Source organism: Delftia sp. PE138, from assembly GCF_018320755.1.
Taxonomy (GTDB): Bacteria; Pseudomonadota; Gammaproteobacteria; order Burkholderiales; family Burkholderiaceae_C; genus Comamonas; species Comamonas tsuruhatensis.
This window is the reverse complement of record NZ_JABEPN010000003.1, coordinates 203,974-225,373: the sequence shown is the minus strand read 5'-3', so window position 1 is coordinate 225,373 and position 21,400 is coordinate 203,974. Positions and strand designations below refer to the sequence as shown.

Here is a 21,400-nt window from a genome sequence, read left to right as displayed (position 1 = left end):
CTCATGGTGAAGCCCTGCCCCATGCGATGTGCATGAGGGCTATGCGCCTCAGCCCGTGGCCACCACCCGCAGCACCTCGGCGCCATAGGCGTCCAGCTTCTTGGCGCCCATGCCGCTGATGCCCTGCAGGTCGTCCAGCGAGGCCGGGTTGCGCTCGGCAATGGCGGCCAGCGTGGCGTCGTGGAAGATCACATAGGCCGGCAGGTTGTGCTCGCGCGCGACTTCGGCGCGCCAGGCCTTGAGGTTGATGAAGCGCACCTGGGCATCAGGCCCCAGGCTGGCGGCGGCCGCGTTGGGCTGGGTGGCGCGCTTGGAGGTGCGCGTGCGCGGCGCTGCGACGGCCTCGCGCAGCTGCACCTGGACATTGCCGCGCAGCACTTCGCGCGAGCCTTCGGCCAGGCACAGGGTGTCGAAGCTGTGGCCGCTGTTCTCGCTGGTGATCTTGTGCAGGCCCAGGGCGCCGGTGGCCAGCAGCTGGCGCATCACGCCGCGCAGCTGGGGCTCGCTGTAGTCCTTGCCCAGGCCGAAGGTGGAGATCTTCTCGTGCCCGTACTGGCGCACCTTCTCGGTGTCCTTGCCGCGCAGCACGTCCATGATGTGGCCCGCGCCAAAGGTCAGCTGGCTGGCCTCGTGCACGCGGTAGATGGTGGACAGCAGCTTGCGCGCGGCGTCCGTTCCATCCCACAGGGCCGGGGGCTCCAGGCAGTTGTCGCAGTTGCCGCAGGCGGTCTTTGCCACGCGCTGCAGCGGCCGGCCTTCAATGTCCGTCTCTGCGTCTTCTCCCGGTGCGCCCAGGCCGTACTGCTCGCCGAAGTAGGCCAGCAGCCGCACGCGGCGGCAGTCCGTGGCCTCGGCCAGGCCCAGCAGGGCATCGAGCTTGCCGCGCATGACCTGCTTGAAGGTGTCCTCGGCCGGGCTTTCGTCGATCATGCGGCGCTGGTTGACCACGTCGGACAGGCCGTAGGCCATCCAGGCGTCGGCGGGCAGCCCGTCGCGGCCTGCGCGGCCGGTTTCCTGGTAGTAGCCCTCGATGTTCTTGGGCATGTCCACGTGCGCCACGAAGCGCACATCGGGCTTGTTGATGCCCATGCCGAAGGCGATGGTGGCGACGATGACGATGCCGTCCTCGCGCAGGAAGCGGTCCTGGTGCAGCTGGCGCGTCTCGAAGGGCAGGCCCGCGTGGTAGGGCAGGGCGGGCACGCCGGCCTGGCTCAGCGTCTGGGCCAGCTCCTCCACGCGCTTGCGCGACTGGCAATAGACCACGCCGGCCTCGCCCTCGTGCTCGCGCTCGATGAAGCGCAGCAGCTGGTTGCTGACGTCCTTCTTCTCGGCGATGCGGTAGCGGATGTTGGGGCGGTCGAAGCTGCTGACGAAATGCCGTGCGCTCTCCAGCTGCAGCCGCTCGACGATGTCGGCGCGCGTCAGCGCATCGGCCGTGGCCGTGAGCGCAATGCGCGGCACGCCCGCATAGCGTTCGTGCAGCACGCTCAGCGCGCGGTACTCGGGCCGGAAGTCATGGCCCCACTGGCTCACGCAGTGCGCCTCGTCGATGGCGAACAGCGACAGCTTGCCCTGGGCATGCAGGTCGTCGAGCAGGCCCAGGAAGCGCGGCGTGTTCAGGCGCTCGGGCGCGGCATACAGCAAGGTGATGTCGCCGCTTTGCAGGCGCCATTCGACTTCCTGCGTCTCGTCATAGGACAGCGTGGAGTTCAGGTAGGCGGCGCTCACACCGGCCTCGTGCAGCGCGCCGACCTGGTCGTGCATGAGCGCGATCAGCGGCGACACCACCACCGCCACGCCGTGGCCCTGCTGCTGGCGCACGATGGCCGGCACCTGGTAGCACAGGCTCTTGCCGCCGCCCGTGGGCATGAGCACCAGCGCATCGCCGCCGGCGACCACGTGCGAGACGATGGCCTCCTGCGGACCGCGGAATTGTTCGTAGCCGAACACGGCTTGCAGGACGGAATGCGCGGCGGACAACGGAGGCTTTCGGAGAAGGGGCGGCGGTGCCGCGAGTTGGCGAAGCGGGAATGCAGGGCAAGCGCCCAAAAAACGGTTCCGGCCACAAGGGCCGGAACCCGCAATTGTGCTCCCCCGGCAAGGGCTGCGAGGGTCATGGGGTTTCGGGAAGGCCTGGCAGCCCATTCTCCCTGCGCATTTCCTGCTCACAGGCGACTTGTGTAGCACGGTTTTCAACGGCGTCCAACAGACTATTCCTAGGAGATAGGACGGCGTGGTCGCCGGATTTCCAGCCAAAAACAAACTCCATAAGCTGCATTTTTTCGCAACGAAACGGGAGGCTGGATATGTGGAAGCGACATCAATCAGTGCGATCAGTGCGCAAGCGGGCTCACGGTCCATGGGCCGCAGGGCTTGGGCTGTTGCTCACCTGGACCGGGCAGGGAGCGGTGGCTGCGGCAGTGTCTGAGCCATCGGTGCCCATGCCCATGCAGCAGGTCAGCCAGGCCCTGCAGGGTCTGGCCGTGCCCTTCGAAGCCAACGGCGGCCAGTTCGACCCGGCCGTCGCCTTCAGGGCCAGGACCTTCGCCGGGGCCGTCTTTGTGACGCAGCAGGGCCAGATCGTCTACAGCCTGCCCGGTCCCGTGAACGGCAGTGCAGACCGGGCGCGTCCGGGTCCGGCTCGTGATGCCGAGCTTACCCGCCAGCCCGGCTGGCGGCTGACGGAAACCCTGGTCGGCGCGCAGCCGCTGGCGCCGCAGGGCGGGGAGGCCGCCCAGGTACAGGTACGCCACTTCACCGGCCCGCGCAGCTACCACGCCGCCACCTACCACAACGTGCAACTGGGCCAGGCATGGCCCGGCGTCAACGTGGAGCTGGCAGCGCGTGGCAGCAATGTGGAGAAACTCTTTCATGTGGCGCCCCATGCCGATGCCGCGCAGATCCAGGTGCAGCTCGGTGGCGCGCTGTCCCTGCGCCTGGGCGAGGAGGGTGAGCTGATCGCTGCAACCGGGCATGGCGACGTGGCCTATACGGCGCCCGTGGCCTTCCAGCAGACGCAACAGGGGCGTGTCGATGTGCCGGTGCGCTATGCGCTCAACGCGGCTGGCGATGGCTACGGCTTTGCACTGGGGGCCTATGACGCATCGCTGCCGCTGGTGATTGATCCCTTGTTGCGCAGTACGTATGTGGGGGGCAATGGGTGGGATGGCATCCATGCACTGGCCATTGATCCGCAGACGGGGGATGTGCTCGTGGCAGGGTGGACCAAGTCGTACAGCTTTCCTGGTGTGGCAGGTGGAGGGCGTTTTGGAGATGAAGATGGTTTCGTGTCTCGCCTGTCGGCGGACTTGAAGACGATCAGGCAAAGCATTTACCTGGGCGGCAATGCCCTGGACCTCATCAACGCGCTGGCCATTGATCCAAAGACGGGAGATGTCCTCGTGGCGGGAGTTACAGACTCCACCGACTTCCATGGCGCTGCGGGCAGCGCGCCGCCGGGGGAGAACGCCTTCGTGACGCGCTTGTCAGGCGATCTTGCGACGTCCAGGAGCATCTATCTGGGGGGATCGGGTGATGAAAATATCAAGACTCTGGTGATTACGGACAACGGTGACGTGGTGGTTGCCGGGGAGACGAACTCCACGGATTTTCCCCTGACTGTGAGCGGATCCAGCTTCGGTGGTGGTCGGTGGGGGGATGGCTTTGTCGCGCGCTTGTCTGGCGATCTGGTACTGCAGCGCAGTATCTACCTCGGAGGAGAGGGAGACGACAGAGTTACGGCGATTGCCTTGGATACCAGCCGTGCGGGCAAGGGGGAGTTGCTCGTGGCGGGGAGCACGAACTCCAGCGACTTCCCTTTGACACAGGGCGGGCAACAGGAGCGACTTGGCGACCAAACCGTGGCTGGCTTTATATCGCGCCTGTCGAGTGATTTGGGCATAGTGCAAAGCACCTATCTTGGAGGAGGTGAGGGAAGCCGTTCTTGGGTTGGTGCATTGGCCATCAATGCGCGCACGGGCGACATAGTGGTGAGCTCGACAACCAACTCTCCCAATTTTCCGGGTCGCGCCAGCGGTGTCCAGCACGACCATGAAATTTATGTTCAAGGGCATATGGAAGTCGTTGTATCGCGTTTACCGGGCAGTCTCACAGCGGCGCCCAACAGCATTTTTCTGGCAAGTCCAGGCAAAACAATCTCTCGCGCACTGGTCATTGCGGCAGGTGATACGGATGATGACCCCGACGATATTGTGGTTACGGGCTGGGCAGAAAGGTACCCCAATTCAAACCCAGGGTACCTTGAAGGTGCCGATATGGGCTTGCAACCGTCGCGTTCGGATCGGGGCGCTACCGGCTTTGTTGCGCGCTTTTCGCTGCCAACACGGGGGGATCTGACCGTCAGGCGCAGCACCTATCTGGGGCGAGGAAACGAGCTCATCGACGCAATGGCCATTGACTCCATGGGCCGTGTCGTGGTGGGTGGAACCACACGGACCGACATTCCCGGCGCCACAGGCACTATGGGCGGCGGGCAAGACGGCTTCGTCTCCCGCATCGCGGGCGACCTGCGAGCCACTTCCACGCAAAAGATCGCGTTTCCCCAGCAGGGCAAGCAGCGCTTCGACCAGGGCAGCTTTGATGTGCATCCCCCGGCCGTGGCCAGTTCGGAATTGCCGGTTCACTACGGGGTGCTGCCGGCATCGAAGAATGTCTGCGCCATCCCCGACGGTCGGGTGGGCAAGGTCACCATTTTGGGCGTGGGTACCTGCGCGGTGGTCGCCAGCCAGCCTGGCGATGGCGGCATCGGCTGGCTGGCTGCGGGTGACGTGGTTCGCGATATCCGCATCGTCCGCTAGCCCAGCACCCCGCGCGCAATGATGCTGCGCTGCACTTCGGACGAGCCTTCGTAGATGCGCAGGATGCGCGCATCGCGCACCAGGCGCTCCAGCGGCATTTCGCGCGTGTAGCCGTAGCCGCCGTGGATCTGCAGGGCCTCGTCGGTGACGAAGCCCACCATTTCCGAGGCATGCAGCTTGGCCATGGCCGAGTGCTGGGTGAAGGGCTGGCCTGCCTGGCGCAAGGCCAGGGCCTGCATGGTCAGTGCCCACGATGCCTCCAGGCGCAGCTTCATGTCGGCCAGCTTCCACTGGATGCCCTGTTTCGTGGCCAGCGGCTCGCCGCCGACCAGGCGCTGACTGGCCCATTGCGCGGCGGCGGCCAGGGCGGCCTCGGCCACGCCCAGGGCGGTGGCCGCCACGTCCAGGCGGCTGTTGTCCAGCACCTTCATCGCCGTCTTGAAGCCCGTGCCCTCGGCGCCCAGCCGGTGGCTGGCAGGCACGCGCACGCCGTCCAGCGAGACCTCGAAGGCATGGCCGCCGCGGATGCCCATGAGTTTTTCGGGGGCCGAGATCTGGATGCCGGGCAGGTCACGCGGCACGATGAAGGCGCTGACGCCGCGTGCACCGGCCTCCATGTCGGTCTTGGCGAAGACCACCATGAAGCGCGCCTCGGCGGCGTTGGAGATGAAGTGCTTGACGCCCGTGATCAGATAGTCGTCCCCATCGCGCACGGCGCGCGTGCGCATGTCGGCCGGGTGGGATCCGCCGCGCGGCTCGGTCAGCGCAAAGGCCGCCAGCCATTGGCCGCTGGCGCAGCGCGGCAGCCACTGCTGGCGCTGTGCGTCGTCGCCGCCGATGAGCACGGCGTCCGTGCCCAGGTAGTGGGCGCCGATCATGGACGAGGTGGCCGCGCAGGCGCGCGAGATGGCCACCAGGGACAGCAGCATGGCCGTGGGCGTGACGCCGGGGCCGCCCAGGGCCTCGGGCAGGTTCATGCCCATCACGCCCAGGGCCGACAGGCCCGGCACATGGCAGGTGGCGGACAGCGCCTCTTCGTCCATGCGCTGCGCCAGCGGGGCGAGTGCGTCGTCGGCAAAGCGGGCCACGGCATCGGCAATGGCGTGGTCGTCGGCGGTGGTGCCCAGTCGTTGGAAGTTCATGTCGGTTGCTCAATGTGATGGGGAAGAGGGGGCTGCGCCTGCGGTGCCCAGGGCACCGGATGCGCGCAGCGCGGCAATCGCTTCGGTGCCCCGGCCCAGCCACTGCGAGAGCAGGGCGTCGGTGTGTTCGCCCAGGGCCGGTGCGCGCTCGGCGCGGTTGGGTGCGGCGCCGCTGAAATGCACGGGCTGGGTGGGCAGGCGCAGGCCGGGCAGGCGCTCGTCCTGCACCGCGCCGAGCAGGCCGCGCGCCTGGCTCTGGGGCGACTCCAGCGCCTGGGCAATGTTCCAGATGGGCGCGGCGGGCACGCCCGCTGCATCCAGCGCGGCCACCACCTGCGCCACTTCATGCCGGCCGGCCCAGGCCTCGATGGCCTCGCGCAGCGCGGGTTCGTGGGCCGAGCGTGATTCGTCGCTGGCAAAGCGCGGGTCGCCGGCCAGGCTGCCCAGCTCCATGGCCTGCAGGGCGGCAGCGAACAGCTTGTTGTTGAGCACGGCCAGCGCGAAGTGGCCATCGCCTGCGCGGTACACGCCGAAGGGGGCCGACAGCGGATGGCGGTTGCCCACGCGGCGCGCGGGCCGGCCCGTGAACAGGTAGCGCGCCACCGAGGTGGCCAGAAAACTCAGCGTGGTGTCGAACATGGCCACGTCCACCTGCTGGCCCTGCCCGGTGGCGCGGGCCTGCAGCAGCGCGGCCAGCGTGGCCCAGGAGGCGAACAGGCCGGCCACCACGTCGCTGACGGCCTCGCCCACCACGGTGGGCGCGCCATCGGGCTCGCCCGTGGCCTCCATGAGGCCGCTCATGGCCTGCACGATGATGTCGTAGGCCGGCCGGTGGGCCAGCGGCCCGGTCTGGCCGAAGCCCGAGACGCTGACATAGACCAGGCGCGGATTGAGCGCCCGCAACTGGCTTGCGCCTATGCCCAGGCGCTCGGCCACGCCGGGCCGGAAGTTCTCCACCACCACGTCGGCCTGGGCGGCCATCTCGCGGACCAGGGCCACGGCCTCGGGATGCTTGAGGTCCAGCACCAGGCTTTGCTTGTTGCGGTTCATCACCGTGAACAGCGCGCTTTCGCCGTTGTTCATGGGGCCGATGGCGCGGTAGTCGTCGCCCTGCGGCGGCTCGATCTTGACGACCTCGGCGCCCAGGTCGGCCAGCAGGGCCGTGGACAGCGGCCCGGCCAGCACGCGCGTGAAGTCGAGGATGCGCACGCCGTCCAGCGGGCGGGCGATACTGGCAGGGGCGGGGGGCGAGGCGGATTCGGTCATTGATGCAGCCATGGACAGGTGGTGGATGGCTGCATGCTGGCCCGCAATTGAATCAATGGAAAATATTCAATCCTGATGCAATGCATTCAAAAAGATGATCCATATCAGCCTCCGGCAGCTTGAGTACTTCGTGGCCGCTGCACGCCATGGCAGTGCGGCGCGCGCGGCAGAAGCCATCGGCGTGTCCCAGCCGTCCATCTCCAAGGCGATTGCCGACCTGGAGGCGCAGTGGGGCGAGGCGCTGTTCGTGCGCCGCCATGCCAGGGGGCTGGATCTCACGGCGGCCGGCGCGGTGCGCAGCCGCGATGCCCAGGCGCTGCTGGACGGCGCACGCAGCCTGCAGGGGCCGCGCACGGCGGCGGTGGCGGGCGTGCTGCGCCTGGGCTTTCTGAGCACGCTGGGCGCGCGCTGGGTGCCGGCGCTGCTGGCGCAGATGCAGCGCCGCCATCCCGGCATTGCACTGGAGCTGGTGGAGGGCGATATCGCCTCGCTCACGCAGCAGGTGGAGCGCGGCGAGCTCGATGCGGCCCTGCAGTACAACACGGGCCTGGCGCGTCCCCGCATGGAGCTGCTGCCCGTGGCGGCGTTGCCGCCCTATGTGCTGCTGCCGCATCGCCATGCGCTGGCGGCCAGGACCAGCGTGAGCCTGGCCGAAGTGGCGGCCCACCCGCTGGTGCTGATCAACCTGCCGCACAGCCGCGAGTATTTCCTGTCGCTGTTCCGCGAGGCCGGCGTGACGCCGCTGGTGGCTCATGAGTTCGCCTCCATCGAGATGCTGCGTTCCATGGTGGCCAATGGCCACGGCCTGAGCGTGCTGACCACGCGACCGGTGGTGGACCGCGCCCACGATGGCCAGCGCCTGGCCTGCCGCCGCATCCGGGGCCGCGTGGCCCCCCAGCCCGTGGTGCTGGCTGTGCCGGCGGGCAATGCCTCGCCGCTGATTGCACCTTTTTTGAAGGTGGCGCGGGCTGTGATTGCACCGTAGCGGCGCGCCGTGCGGTGGCCTGCACCACGGTGGTGAATCGCGACCAGGGACTTTCCCCAGCTTGTATGGACAAGATGGGTTGGCACGGTGCTTGCTCTCGCTCTCTGTGTTGACCGCAGATGGATGCAGGTTTCCGCCCTTGCCAGGTTTGCCGGGTAATCCTGTATATACATGTTTGGTCGGCAAAAACACACTTCGGGCTTCCGCACCGGTCTGCCCGCGGACCCCGAAACTGCCATTGCCAACTTGCTTTCCCGACCGAGGAGTGCCACATGAGTTCGATCCCCACGTTCCGCCGCCTGCCCCTGGGGCCGCTGGCCGCCGCCCTCTGCCTTGCCGCCGCACTGCAGCCCGCTGCCGCGCAGGAGACCAAGATCACCCTGGGCATGTCGGGCTGGACCGGCTTCGCGCCGCTGACCCTGGCCGACAAGGCCGGCATCTTCAAGAAGAACGGCCTGGCGGTGGACCTGAAGATGATTCCGCAGAAGGACCGCCACCTGGCCCTGGCCTCTGGCGCCATCCAGTGCGCGGCCACCACCATCGAGACGCATGTGGCCTGGAACACCAACGGCGTGCCCATCGTGCAGATCTTCCAGATGGACAAGTCCTATGGCGCCGACGGCATCGCCGTGCGCAATGACGTCAAGGGCTTTGCCGACCTCAAGGGCAAGACCGTGGCCGTGAGCGCGCCGGGCACGGCGCCGTACTTCGGCCTGGCCTGGATGCTGCACAAGAACGGCATGACCATGAAGGATGTGAAGACCGTCTCGCTGGAGCCCCAGCCCGCGGCCCAGGCCTTCGTGGCCGGCCAGAACGATGCGGCCATGAGCTACGAGCCCTACCTGTCCACCATCCGCGCCAACCCGGCGGCGGGCAAGATCCTGGCCACCACCATCGACTACCCCATGGTCATGGACACCGTGGGCTGCGATCCCAAGTGGCTCAAGGCCAACGCCGCCGCCGCCAAGGCCCTGGCCCAGTCGTATTTCGATGCGGTGGCCATGATCGAGGCCGACAAGACCAAGTCCTTCGAGATCATGGGCACGGCCGTCAAGCAAAGCGGCGAGCAGTTCGGCAAGTCGGCCTCCTACCTCAAGTGGTCCGACAAGGAAGCCAACCAGAAATTCTTCGCCAACGAGCTGGTGCCGTTCATGAAGGAATCGGCCGTGATCCTCAAGGAGGCCGGCATCATCCGCTCCATCCCCGAGAACTATGGCGTGATGTACGACGCCAGCTTCATCCAGTAAGCCCGCCAGGGGATGACCATGCAAGCCGCATCCACTTCCGCAGTCCAGCCGGCTAACAAGCCCATGACCCACGCCACACCGCACGCTCCCGCGCCCGCCGCGGCGCCAGCCCCCGTCCGCCGCCGCCGCATGGCGCCGCTGGAGCCCGTCAGCCCCACGGCCAAGTGGGTGCTGGGTGTGGCCTTCTTCGTGCTGTTCTTTCTCGTCTGGGCGGCTGTGACGCTGGGCGGCTTCGTCTCCCCGACCTTCCTGGCCAGCCCCATGACCATGGCGCGCGAGGGCGTGCTGCTGTTCACCGAGTACGGCTTCCTGCACGACATCGGCATGACGGTCTGGCGCGTGATGGGCGGCTTCATCCTGGCCTCGGTCGTGGCCGTGCCGCTGGGCATCGCCATGGGCGCCTGGAAGCCGGTCGAGGCCTTCTTCGAGCCCTTCGTGTCGTTCTGCCGCTACCTGCCGGCCTCGGCCTTCATCCCGCTGCTGATCCTGTGGGCCGGCGTGGGCGAGACGCAGAAGCTGCTGGTCATCTTCATCGGCTCGGTGTTCCAGATCACGCTGATGGTGGCCGTCACCGTGGGCGGCGCGCGCAAGGACCTGGTGGAGGCCGCCTACACGCTGGGCGCCTCCAACACCGGCGTGGTGCGCCGCGTGCTGATTCCGGGCGCCGCGCCCGGCATTGCCGAGACGCTGCGCCTGGTGCTGGGCTGGGCCTGGACCTATGTGATCGTGGCCGAGCTGATCGGCTCGTCCTCGGGCATCGGCCACATGATCACCGACAGCCAGGCGCTGCTGAACACGGGCCAGATCATCTTCGGCATCATCGTGATCGGCCTCATCGGCCTGGTGTCCGATTTCATCTTCAAATCGCTGAACCGTCGCATGTTCGAGTGGAGCACCCTGTGAAAAGGATCTACCCCCTGAGCGGCTGCGCCGCTTCCCCCTTGAAGGGGGACGACACCCTCGGTGCGGGGCGGCCCTTCCTCGGTGTCTCTGAGGTGAGTCGCGCCGGTTGCAGCCGCCGTGAATATTGACAAGCGCCCTGGAGAATCGTGATGAATCTTTTGTCCATTCAAGGTGTTTCGCGCACCTTCACCAGCCACAAGGGCACGAGCACGCAGGCCTTGCTGCCTGTGGATTTCGAGGTCCGCGAGAACGACTTCGTCACCATCCTCGGCCCCTCGGGCTGCGGCAAGTCCACCATGCTGCGCATTGCGGCGGGGCTGGATTTCCCGACCACGGGCCAGGTGCTGCTGGACGGCCGCGCCGTGGACGGGCCGGGCGCCGACCGGGGCATGGTGTTCCAGAGCTACACGCTGTTCCCGTGGCTGACGGTGGCCCAGAACATCCGCTTCGGCCTGCGCGAGAAGGGCGTGAGCGAGGCGCTGCAAAAGGAGCGCAGCGACTACTTCATCGCCAAGGTGGGGCTGCGCGGCTTCGAGAACCACTTTCCCAAGCAGCTGTCGGGCGGCATGCAGCAGCGCACGGCCATTGCGCGCGCGCTGGCCAACGATCCCAAGATCCTGCTCATGGACGAGCCCTTCGGCGCACTCGACAACCAGACCCGCGTGCTCATGCAGGAGCTGCTGCTGGGCATCTGGGAGGCCGAGCGCAAGACCGTGATGTTCGTCACCCACGACATCGACGAGGCCATCTTCATGGCCAACCGCGTGGCCGTGTTCAGCGCGCGCCCGGGCCGCATCAAGGCCGACATCCCCGTGAACCTGCCGCATCCGCGCCACTACACGGTCAAGACATCGCCCGAGTTCATGGAGCTGAAAGCCCGGCTGACCGAAGAGATTCGCGCAGAGTCGCTGGCTGCTGCTGCACACTGACGCTTTTCATGACCACTGCCCACACCATGTCTTCCCGCTCCACGGCTTCTCGTCTTTCCGCAACGACGGCGGAGGTGCCCATGGCCCTGTACCAGCAGGTCAAGGACCATGTGATGCGCAAGATCGCCGATGGCTCGCTGTCGGCCGGCGAGCGCGTGCCGTCCGAGCAGGAGCTGGTGCAGGAGTTCGGCGTGGCCCGCATGACGGCCAACCGCGCGCTGCGCGAGCTGGCCGAGCAGGGCGTGATCGTGCGGGTGGCCGGCGTGGGCTCGTTCGTGGCCGAGGAAAAGCCGCAGTCCACGCTGCTGCGCATCGCCAACATCGCCGAGGAAATCCGCCAGCGCGGCCATGACCACCGCTTCGAGCTGATCAGCGTGCGCCGCGAGTCGGCCTCGCCCGAGGCGGCGGCTTCGCTGCAGCTGTCTGCGGGCAGCTCGGTGTTCCACCTGCAGGGCGTGCATTTCGAGAACGACGTGCCCGTGCAGCTGGAAGACCGCCATGTGAACCCGCGCATGGCGCCGGACTTCATGGAGCAGGACTTCTCGCTGATCCAGCCTTCGGTGTACCTGGTGCGCAACGTGCCCTTCGACCAGATCGAGCATGTGGTGGACGCCATGCTGCCCACGCCCGAGCAGGCGCGCTGGCTGCAAATGGAGACCGACCAGCCCTGCCTGACGCTGACGCGCCGCACCTGGTACCTGGGCACGCCCGTGACCTGGGTGCACTGCGTGCATCCGGGCATGCGCTACCGGCTGGGCAGCCGCTTTCGCACCGACGGCGGATCGCACGACGGCTGAGGCCGGAAAGGCGGGGCTCCCGCTCTTGCGCTGTTCCGCTTCGATTGATATTGTATAGACAGGCATAGACATCCATCCTGGCACATCCTTCCAGACACCGACAGGGCATCACCATGAACACCATCACGACTCCCGGCCTCACCTCCCGTCCCGGCACCGCGCTGACGCTGCAGCCCGGCCAGGTCAGCCTGGCCCAGCTGCGGGCCATACAGCAGGGCGGCGTGCGCCTGTCCATGGCGGCGCCCGCCTACGAGCGCATGCGCGCCGCCCAGGCCCATGTGCAGCACATCGTGGATGAGGACCAGGTCGTCTATGGCATCAACACCGGCTTCGGCAAGCTGGCCTCCACCAAGATCGCCCATGACCGCCTGGCCGAACTGCAGCGCAACCTGGTGCTGTCGCACAGCGTGGGCACGGGCGAGCCGCTGCCCGACGCCGTGGTGCGCCTGGTGCTGGCCACCAAGGCCGTGAGCCTGGCGCGCGGCCACTCGGGCGTGCGCCCCGAGCTGGTCGATGCGCTGCTGGCCCTGGCCAACGCCGACGTGCTGCCCGTGATCCCCGCCAAGGGCTCGGTGGGCGCCTCCGGCGACCTGGCGCCGCTGTCGCACCTGGCCTGCGTGCTGATCGGCGAAGGCCAGGCCAAGATCGATGGACAGGTGGTGTCCGGCGCCGAGGCCATGCGCCACGTGGGCCTGGAGCCCTTCGTGCTCGGCCCCAAGGAAGGGCTGGCCCTGCTCAACGGCACCCAGGTATCCACGGCCCTGGCCCTGGTGGGCCTGTTCCAGGGCGAGAGCGTGTTCGCCGCCGGCCTGGTGGCGGGCTGCCTGACGCTGGAGGCCATCAAGGGCTCGGTCAAGCCGTTCGACGCCCGCATCCACGAGGCGCGCGGCCAGCTTGGCCAGATCGCCGTGGCCGCCGCCGTGCGCGAACTGCTGGACGGCAGCGCCATCGACACCTCCCACCCCCACTGCGGCCGCGTGCAGGACCCGTACTCCATCCGCTGCGTGCCCCAGGTCATGGGCGCCTGCCTGGACAACCTCAGCCATGCGGCCCGCGTGCTGGTGATCGAGGCCAACGCCGCCTCGGACAACCCGCTGGTCTTCGACAACGGCGACGTGATCTCGGGCGGCAACTTCCATGCCGAGCCCGTGGCCTTCGCGGCCGACATCATCGCCCTGGCCCTGGCCGAGATCGGCGCCATCTCCGAGCGCCGCATGGCCCTGCTGCTGGACACCGGCCTGTCGGGCCTGCCGGCCTTCCTGATTGCCGACAGCGGCGTGAACTCGGGCTTCATGATCGCCCAGGTCACGGCCGCCGCCCTGGCTGCCGAGAACCAGTGCCTGGCCCATCCCAGCAGCGTCACCAGCCTGCCCACCTCGGCCAACCAGGAAGACCATGTCTCCATGGCCACCTACGGCGCGCGGCGCCTGGGCGAGATGGCGCGCAACACCGCCGTCATCGTGGGCGTGGAGGCCATGGCCGCCGCCCAGGGCATGGACTTCGACCGCAGCCTGAGCAGCTCCGAGCTGATCGAGGCGCAGTACGCGCTGATCCGCAGCCAGGTTCCCCATCTCGACCGTGACCGCTACCTGGCACCCGACATCGAAACCATGCGCCAGTGGGCGCTTGCCACGGACTGGCCCCAGGCCATCGTCCGCCACCTGCCCAGCCACCAGGCTGCCTGAACCCCGCAACCGCTCACCCCCCGCACCCAGGAGATCGCCATGAACGCCAACGACGCCATCCTCAACGCCAACGCTGCCACGGCTGCCACCAATCCCCGCTATGACGCCAGCCGCGTCATCCGCGCCCCGCGCGGCAGCGAACTGCACTGCAAGAACTGGCTGGCCGAGGCCGCCTACCGCATGCTGCAGAACAACCTGGACCCCGACGTGGCCGAGAACCCCAAGGCCCTGGTGGTCTACGGCGGCATCGGCCGCGCGGCGCGCAACTGGGAGTGCTATGACCAGATCCTGGAGTCGCTGAAAAAGCTGGAGGCCGACGAGTCGCTGCTGATCCAGTCGGGCAAGCCCGTGGGCGTGTTCAAGACGCACGAGAACGCACCGCGCGTGCTGCTGGCCAACTCCAACCTCGTGCCCCAGTGGGCCAACTGGGAGCACTTCAACGAGCTGGACCAGAAGGGCCTGTTCATGTACGGCCAGATGACGGCCGGCAGCTGGATCTACATCGGCGCCCAGGGCATCGTGCAGGGCACGTTCGAGACCTTCGTCGAGGCCGGCCGCCAGCACTACAACAACGACCTCACGGGCAAGTGGATCCTCACGGCGGGCCTGGGCGGCATGGGCGGTGCCCAGCCCCTGGCCGGCGTGCTGGCCGGCGCCTGCGTGCTGGCCATCGAATGCCAGCAAAGCAGCATCGACTTCCGCCTGCGCACGCGCTACCTGGACAAGCAGGCGCGCGACATCGACCACGCGCTGGAGCTCATCGCCCAGCACACGGCTGCGGGCGAGGCCATCTCCATCGGCCTGCTGGGCAATGCCGCCGAAATCCTGCCCGAGCTGGTGCGCCGCGCAAAGGCCGGCGGCGCCCGCCCCGACATCGTGACTGACCAGACCTCGGCCCATGACCTGATCAACGGCTACCTGCCCGTGGGCTGGACCGTGGACGAGTGGCGTGCCGCCGCGGCCGACCCGTCGCGCCATGCCCAGCTCAAGGCCGCCGCCGCCCAGGGCTGCGCCCAGCATGTGCAGGCCATGCTGGACTTCCAGGCCATGGGCATTCCCACGGTGGACTACGGCAACAACATCCGCCAGGTGGCCCTGGACCAGGGCGTGAAGAACGCCTTCGACTTCCCCGGCTTCGTGCCCGCCTACATCCGGCCGCTGTTTTGCGAGGGCAAGGGCCCGTTCCGCTGGGTGGCCCTGTCCGGCGACCCCGAGGACATCTACAAGACCGACGCCAAGATCAAGGAACTGTTCCCCGACAACAAGCACACCCACCGCTGGCTGGACATGGCGCGCGAGCGCATCAGCTTCCAGGGCCTGCCCGCGCGCATCTGCTGGCTGGGACTGGGCGAGCGCCACAAGGCGGCCCTGGCCTTCAACGAGATGGTGAAGAACGGCGAACTCAAGGCCCCCATCGTGATCGGCCGCGACCACCTGGACTGCGGCTCGGTGGCCAGCCCCAACCGCGAGACCGAATCCATGAAGGACGGCACGGACGCCGTCAGCGACTGGCCGCTGCTCAACGCCCTGCTCAACACCGCAGGCGGCGCCACCTGGGTCAGCCTGCACCACGGCGGCGGCGTGGGCATGGGCTACTCCCAGCATGCGGGCGTGGTCATCGTGGCCGATGGCACGGACGAGGCCGCCGCCCGCCTGGGCCGCGTGCTCTGGAACGATCCGGCCACCGGCGTGATGCGCCATGCGGATGCGGGCTACGACATTGCCGTGGCGGCCGCCAAGCGCCATCAGCTGAACCTGCCCATGGTCAAGTGAGCCGCTTGCAGGACACCACGGCCATGCAGCGTTTCGACCTGAACCAGATCGCCGCCAGCCCCTGGAAGAACGGGGGCGGCAGCACGCGCGAGATCGCCTGCTGGCCGCCCGGGGCCGGCATGGAGGCCTTTGGCTGGCGCATCAGCGTGGCCACCATTGACCAGCCCGGCCCGTTCTCGGCCTTTGCGGGCGTGGACCGGCAGATCATGCTGCTCGATGGCGACGGCGTGCACCTGCGCGGCGAAGGCATCGACCATGTGCTGGACGCGCGCTGGCAGCCGTTTGCCTTCTCCGGCGATGTGGCGCTGGGCTGCTCGCTGCTGGGCGGCACTTCCACCGACTTCAACGTGATGGCGCGGCGCGGCCGGTGGCGCGCGCAGGTCCAGGTGCTGGACAGCGCTGCCGACGCCGGCCGCGCCGACGCCGGCCTGTGCATGGTGCTGCAGGGCGACTGGCAGGCGGATGGCGCTGCGCTCATCCCCGGCCAGGGCATGTGGTGGAGCGCGCCGCAGCCCGACCCGCAGCAGCTGGTGCCGCAGACCGACGACGCGCGGCTGGTGCAGGTGCTGCTGCAAGCCTGCTGACGACCCACGACATCCAAGGAATCCCCCCCATGACCGAGCCCCACGCACCCGCTTCTGCACCTGCTTCCGCACTCGCTCCATCCTCCTCGGCCGACGGCTGCTGGCAGAACCTGCGCCTGGCGCCTGACATGTTCGAGGCTGGCCAGGCCGTGGGTGACGGGGAGGATGCCTGCATCGTGGTGCAGCAGGGCCGCGTGGCCTGGGTGGGGCCGCAGCAGGCCCTGCCGCCCGCATATGCGTCCCTGCCGCGCCATGACGGCCAGGGCATGCTGGCCACGCCGGGCCTGGTCGATTGCCACACCCACCTGGTCTATGGCGGCGAGCGCGCCAACGAATTCGCCATGCGCCTGGACGGCGCCAGCTACGAGGAAGTGGCACGCGCCGGCGGCGGCATCGTCTCCAGCGTGCGTGCCACGCGCGAGGCCAGCGAGGACGAGCTGTTCGCCCAGGCCCTGCCGCGCCTGCAGCAGCTGCTGGACGAGGGCGTCTGCGCCATCGAGATCAAGTCGGGCTACGGCCTGGCGCTGGAGCACGAGCGCAAGCAGCTGCGCGTGGCCCGGCGCCTGGGCCAGGCCCTGGGCGTGACCGTGCGCACCACCTTCCTGGGCGCGCATGCGCTGCCGCCCGAGTACGCAGGGCGCAGCCAGGACTACATCGACCTCGTCGCCGGCACCATGCTGCCCGCGCTGGCGGCCGAGGGCCTGGTCGATGCGGTCGATGTGTTCTGCGAGCGCATCGCCTTCTCGTTGGCCGAGACCGAGCAGGTCTTCCAGGCCGCACGCCGCCTGGGCCTGCCCGTCAAGCTGCATGCCGAGCAGCTGTCGAACATGGAGGGGGCGGCCCTCGCGGCCCGCTATGGCGCGCTGTCGTGCGACCACATCGAGCACCTGTCCGAATCCGGCATTGCCGCCATGCGCGACGCGGGTTCCGTGGCCGTGCTGCTGCCCGGCGCCTACTACACGCTGCGTGACACCCACATGCCGCCCATCGCGGGCCTGCGCGCCGCGGGCGTTCCCATGGCCGTCTCTACCGATCACAATCCGGGCACCTCCCCCTGCCTGAGCCTTTTGCTCATGGCCAACATGGCCTGCACCCTGTTCCGGCTCACCGTGCCCGAGGCCCTGGCGGGCATCACCCGCCATGCCGCGCGCGCCCTGGGCCTGCAGGACGAGCATGGCCTGATCGCGGCCGGCCGTCCCGCCCACTTCGTGCTCTGGCCCGTGCGCCATGCGGCCGAGCTGGCCTACTGGTTCGGCAGCAAGCCTGACTGCACCATCGTGCGCCAGGGCCGCATCGTGCGGACCCGCGGGCAGGGGAGCCACTGAAAGCCTGTCCCATGCCCCATGCACTGTTTCTCGATGAATTGATTTCCACCCTGGGCGCCGAAGTGGCGCAGCGCGGCGACGATGTGCCCGAGCGCTACCACACCGACTGGAGCGGCACGCCGCCCCAGCGCCCGCTGGCCCTGGTGCGCCCGCGCAGCACCGACGAGGTCAGCGCGCTCATGCGCCTGTGCACGGCCCACCGCGTGCCTGTCGTGCCCCAGGGCGGGCTCACGGGCCTGGCCGGTGCGGCCGTGCCCGTGGCGGGTGCCGTGGCCGTCTCCATGGAGCGCATGAATGCCATCGAGGACGTGAACGCGCGCACCGCGCTGATGACCGTGCAGGCCGGCGCCACGCTGCAGGCCGTGCAGGAGGCGGCCGTGGCCGCAGGCATGGTCTTCGGCGTGGACCTGGGCGCGCGCGGCAGCTGCCAGATCGGCGGCAACGTGGCCACCAATGCGGGCGGCAACGGCGTGCTGCAGCACGGCATGATGCGCGAGCAGGTGCTGGGCCTGGAGGTGGTGCTGGCCGACGGCACGGTGCTGCCCATGCTGCGCCCCATGCTCAAGAACAACACGGGCTACGACCTCAAGCAGTTCTTCATCGGCTCGGAGGGCACGCTGGGCATCGTCACGCGCGTGCTGCTGCGCCTGCGCCCCGCGCCCCAGGCCCGCGCCACGGCCCTGGTGGCCGTGCCGGACTTCGATGCGGCGCTGTCCGTGCTCGCGCGCATGCAATCGCGCTTTGGCAACGGCGTGGCGGCCTTCGAGCTGATGTGGGACAGCTTCATCCAGGCCTCCATCCGCTGGCAGAAGCTGCAGCCGCCCTTTGGCCAGGCGCATGCGCTGCTGGCCCTGATCGATGTGGACGGCAAGGACGAGGCCACGCTGCGCGCCGACGTGGAAGAGGCCCTGGGCGAGGCCATGGAGGCCGGCGAGGTGGCCGATGCCGTCATCGCCCAGTCCGTGGCCCAGGCGCGCCAGCTGTGGAAGCTGCGCGAGGCGCCGGCCGAGCTCAACACGAACATGCATCCGCCCGTCAACTTCGACGTCAGCCTGCCCCAGGCCGACATCGGCCGCTTTGCCGATGCCTGCCGCGCCGCGTTCGACGCGCGCTGGCCCGGCCACCACACGCTGTTCTTCGGCCATGTGGGCGACGGCAACCTGCATGTCTCGGTGGACGGTGCCACCGCCAACGGCGACTGCGAAGGCGTCGAGGCCGCGCTGTACCACCTGGTCGGCGAGTTCGGCGGCAGCGTCTCGGCCGAGCACGGCATCGGCCTGCACAAGAAGCCCTATCTCGGCGCCAGCCGCACCCCGGCCGAACTGGCCGTCATGCGCGCCATCAAGCAGGCGCTGGACCCCCTGCATCTGTTCAACCCCGGCAAGGTATTCGACCTATGAACGCTCCCGCCCTCCACGCGATCCACACCCTGGCACGCCCCGAAGTGCCGCCGCTGCCGCCCTACAACGCAGGCCTGTCCTCCGAGGCCGTGCGGGCGCGCTACGGCGTCACCGAGATCGCGCGGCTGGCGAGCAACGAGAACCCCTTTGGCGCCAGCCCCGCCGTGGCCCGCGCCCTGGCCGACCTGGCCCTGCATGTGGGCACCTATCCCGATGCGCAATGCACGGCGCTGCGCGCGGCCATCGCGGCGCGCACCGGCGTGCCGGCCGAGGCCATTGCCGTGGGCAACGGCTCCGAGGACATCCTGCAGATGCTGTGCCAGGCGTTTCTCTCGCCCGGCGACCGCGTGCTCACCCAGCGCCCGGCCTTCGGCCTGCACGAGATCTACCCGCGCATGATGGGCGCCCGCGTCGAGCTGCTGGAGCTGACGCCCGCGCTGGACTTCGACGTCGATGCCTGGTGCCAGGCGCTGGCGCGCGGTCCCAAGATCGCCATGCTGGCCAATCCCTCCAATCCCGTGGGCTGCATGTTCAGCGCCGGGGATTTCGCGCGCCTGCTGGACGCCACGCCGCCGCAGACCCTGCTGGTGGTGGACGAGGCCTACTACGAGTACGCCCTGCACGCCGACGGCTACCCCGACGTGCTGGCCCTGCTGCGCGGCCGCGCCATGCCCTGGATCGTGCTGCGCACCTTCTCCAAGGCCTGGGGCCTGGCAGGCCTGCGCGTGGGCTACGGCCTGGCCAGCGACGCGGCCCTGGTGCAACTGCTGGACCGCGTGCGCACGCCCTTCAACGTCAATCAGGCCGCCCAGGCGGCGGCGCTGGCGGCCTGGGGCGATGAGGACTTCATGCAGCGCGGCGTGGCCGAGACCGTGCGCCTGCGCGATGTGCTGGCGCAGCGGCTGGCCGCCCTGCCTGCACTGCCCGCGCTTCGGATGGCGCCTTCGGCCGCCAACTTCCTGTTCATCGACATCGGCCGTCCCAACGGCCCCGTGAACGAGGCGTTGCTGGCCCGGGGCATCATCACCAAGCCCTGGAAGGAGCCGGGCTTCGAGCACTTCATCCGCGTCTCCGTGGGCACGGAGGCCGACAACGAACGCTTCGTGCGCGCGCTGGCCGACATCCTGGAGGCCGGGCAATGAGCGGCATCGACCCGACACCCGACAGCCGCACGCTGTTCGCCGAGCACGCGCTGCTGCCCACGGGCTGGGCGCGCAATGTGCTGCTGCGCTGGGATGGCGCAGGAAGCCTGCAGGCCGTACAGGCCGACGCACAGCCCGGCAGCGCGCCGCGCGCGCCCGGCCCCGTGCTGCCCGGCATGCCCAACCTGCACTCGCATGCCTTCCAGCGCGCCTTTGCGGGCCTGACCGAATACCGCGCCGAGGCCCAGGACAGCTTCTGGAGCTGGCGCGATCTCATGTACCGCTTTGCCGCGCGCATCACGCCCGAGTCGCTGGAGGCCATCGCCACCTGGCTGTACGTGGAGATGCTGGAGGCCGGCTACACCTCGGTCTGCGAATTCCACTACGTGCACCACGACCGGGATGGCCGGCCCTATGCCGACGACGCCACGCTGTCCCTGGCCCTGATGCGCGCCGCGCGCAAGGCCGGCATGGGCATCACCCTGCTGCCCGTGCTCTACCAGACCAGCGGCTTCGGCGGCAAGCCGCCGCGCGCCGACCAGGCGCGCTTCATCCGCAGCACTGACAGCATGCTGGCCCTGCTGCAGCGCCTGCTGCCCGAGGCGCGCGCACAAGGCGCGGCCCTGGGCCTGGCGCCCCACTCGCTGCGCGCCGTGCCGCCCGACAGCCTGCGCGTGGCCGTGGAGGGCCTGACGGCGCTGGACGCGCGCGCGCCCGTCCACATCCACATTGCCGAGCAGACCCAGGAGGTGGACGACTGCCTGGCCTGGAGCGGCCAGCGCCCCGTGCAATGGCTGCTGGAGCATGCCCCCGTGGACGCACGCTGGTGCCTGGTCCACGCCACCCACATGACGCCCGGTGAATACGCGGGCGCCGCACGCAGCGGCGCCGTGGCCGGCATCTGCCCCACCACCGAGGCCAACCTGGGCGATGGCATCTTCGACATGCCGCAATGGCTGGGCCACGGCGGCGCCTGGGGCGTGGGCTCGGACAGCCATGCCTGCGTCAACGCGGCCGAGGAACTGCTGATGCTCGAATACAGCCAGCGCCTGTCGCTGCGCCAGCGCAATGTGCTGGCCGGCCCCGACCCGCAGGTGGGCACCGCGCTGTGGACCGCTGCCGTGCAGGGCGGTGCCCAGGCCGCAGGCCGCCCCGTGGCCGGGCTGGCCGTGGGCCAGCAGGCCGACTTCCTGGCGCTGGATGCAGACCATGTGGCGCTGGCCGGCCTGCCGGTGCAGGCCATGGTCTCGGCCCATGTCTTCGGCAGCCACCGCAGCAGCGCCCTGCACAGCCTGTGGGTGGGCGGCGAGCGCCGCGTGCAGGCCGGACGGCATGCGCTGCACGAGGCGGCAGCCCATGGCTTTGTCGCGGCCCGCGCGGCCACCCTGCAATCCTGAGGCCCCCG

16 protein-coding genes are annotated in these 21,400 nt (G+C 68.9%); 13 read left to right on the top strand and 3 right to left on the bottom strand.

Annotation, left to right across the window (positions count from 1 at the left end):
* Nucleotides 1-48: 48 nt before the first annotated feature.
* Nucleotides 49-1,980: a RecQ family ATP-dependent DNA helicase gene (locus HFGMBDPB_RS13330; protein ID WP_017405658.1), complete on the bottom strand. Its 1,932-nt coding sequence runs from the start codon at nucleotides 1,978-1,980 to the stop codon at nucleotides 49-51.
* 461 nt (nucleotides 1,981-2,441) lie between these two features.
* Between HFGMBDPB_RS13330 and HFGMBDPB_RS13325 the strand changes: the two genes are divergently transcribed.
* On the top strand, nucleotides 2,442-4,817 hold the full coding sequence (locus tag HFGMBDPB_RS13325) for a DUF7948 domain-containing protein (protein ID WP_212645559.1): 2,376 nt from the start codon (nucleotides 2,442-2,444) through the stop codon (nucleotides 4,815-4,817).
* On the opposite strand, the gene HFGMBDPB_RS13320 is transcribed toward HFGMBDPB_RS13325, so the two are convergent.
* Together HFGMBDPB_RS13320 and HFGMBDPB_RS13315 are read right to left on the bottom strand one after the other, a co-directional pair.
* Complete coding sequence (locus HFGMBDPB_RS13320; protein WP_212645558.1) at nucleotides 4,814-5,959, bottom strand: acyl-CoA dehydrogenase family protein; 1,146 nt, start codon at nucleotides 5,957-5,959, stop codon at nucleotides 4,814-4,816. The genes HFGMBDPB_RS13325 and HFGMBDPB_RS13320 overlap by 4 nt on opposite strands.
* 9 nt (nucleotides 5,960-5,968) lie before the next feature.
* Nucleotides 5,969-7,225, bottom strand: coding sequence for a CaiB/BaiF CoA transferase family protein (locus HFGMBDPB_RS13315; protein WP_212645557.1), 1,257 nt, complete (start codon nucleotides 7,223-7,225; stop codon nucleotides 5,969-5,971).
* A 94-nt stretch (nucleotides 7,226-7,319) separates the two neighbouring features.
* Between HFGMBDPB_RS13315 and HFGMBDPB_RS13310 the strand changes: the two genes are divergently transcribed.
* The 12 genes from HFGMBDPB_RS13310 (at nucleotide 7,320) to HFGMBDPB_RS13255 (ending at nucleotide 21,392) form a co-directional block, all read left to right on the top strand.
* Nucleotides 7,320-8,210, top strand: a complete 891-nt coding sequence (locus tag HFGMBDPB_RS13310; RefSeq protein ID WP_046240486.1) for a LysR substrate-binding domain-containing protein — start codon at nucleotides 7,320-7,322, stop codon at nucleotides 8,208-8,210.
* Nucleotides 8,211-8,482: 272 nt separating this feature from the next.
* Nucleotides 8,483-9,457, top strand: a complete 975-nt coding sequence (locus tag HFGMBDPB_RS13305; RefSeq protein ID WP_013800043.1) for an ABC transporter substrate-binding protein — start codon at nucleotides 8,483-8,485, stop codon at nucleotides 9,455-9,457.
* A gap of 18 nt (nucleotides 9,458-9,475) precedes the next feature.
* Nucleotides 9,476-10,360 carry an ABC transporter permease gene (locus HFGMBDPB_RS13300; protein WP_016447378.1) on the top strand — a complete coding sequence of 295 codons (885 nt, stop codon included), beginning with the start codon at nucleotides 9,476-9,478 and terminating at the stop codon, nucleotides 10,358-10,360.
* 149 nt (nucleotides 10,361-10,509) lie between these two features.
* The gene (locus HFGMBDPB_RS13295; RefSeq protein WP_012202086.1) at nucleotides 10,510-11,289 is read left to right on the top strand and encodes an ABC transporter ATP-binding protein; all 780 of its coding nucleotides are present in this window, start codon (nucleotides 10,510-10,512) and stop codon (nucleotides 11,287-11,289) included.
* A gap of 26 nt (nucleotides 11,290-11,315) precedes the next feature.
* Nucleotides 11,316-12,086, top strand: a complete 771-nt coding sequence (gene hutC / locus HFGMBDPB_RS13290; RefSeq protein ID WP_026062963.1) for a histidine utilization transcriptional repressor HutC — start codon at nucleotides 11,316-11,318, stop codon at nucleotides 12,084-12,086.
* A gap of 113 nt (nucleotides 12,087-12,199) precedes the next feature.
* A complete protein-coding gene (gene hutH, locus HFGMBDPB_RS13285) occupies nucleotides 12,200-13,771 on the top strand; it encodes a histidine ammonia-lyase (protein WP_203400229.1) in 1,572 nt (523 codons plus the stop codon).
* Nucleotides 13,772-13,810: 39 nt separating this feature from the next.
* Nucleotides 13,811-15,544, top strand: a complete 1,734-nt coding sequence (hutU, locus tag HFGMBDPB_RS13280) for a urocanate hydratase (protein ID WP_016447381.1) — start codon at nucleotides 13,811-13,813, stop codon at nucleotides 15,542-15,544.
* 23 nt (nucleotides 15,545-15,567) lie between these two features.
* Entirely contained in the window at nucleotides 15,568-16,128 is a 561-nt protein-coding gene (locus tag HFGMBDPB_RS13275; RefSeq protein ID WP_016447382.1) for a HutD/Ves family protein, read from the top strand.
* A 29-nt stretch (nucleotides 16,129-16,157) separates the two neighbouring features.
* The gene (gene hutI, locus HFGMBDPB_RS13270) at nucleotides 16,158-17,453 is read left to right on the top strand and encodes an imidazolonepropionase (protein WP_212645556.1); all 1,296 of its coding nucleotides are present in this window, start codon (nucleotides 16,158-16,160) and stop codon (nucleotides 17,451-17,453) included.
* Nucleotides 17,454-17,464: 11 nt separating this feature from the next.
* Nucleotides 17,465-18,853, top strand: coding sequence for an FAD-binding oxidoreductase (locus HFGMBDPB_RS13265; protein WP_212645555.1), 1,389 nt, complete (start codon nucleotides 17,465-17,467; stop codon nucleotides 18,851-18,853).
* A complete protein-coding gene (locus HFGMBDPB_RS13260) occupies nucleotides 18,850-19,995 on the top strand; it encodes a histidinol-phosphate transaminase (protein ID WP_212645554.1) in 1,146 nt (381 codons plus the stop codon). The genes HFGMBDPB_RS13265 and HFGMBDPB_RS13260 overlap by 4 nt, the downstream gene beginning before the upstream one ends.
* Nucleotides 19,992-21,392 carry a formimidoylglutamate deiminase gene (locus HFGMBDPB_RS13255; protein ID WP_212645553.1) on the top strand — a complete coding sequence of 467 codons (1,401 nt, stop codon included), beginning with the start codon at nucleotides 19,992-19,994 and terminating at the stop codon, nucleotides 21,390-21,392. Before HFGMBDPB_RS13260 ends, HFGMBDPB_RS13255 begins: the two co-directional genes overlap by 4 nt.
* Nucleotides 21,393-21,400: the final 8 nt, after the last annotated feature.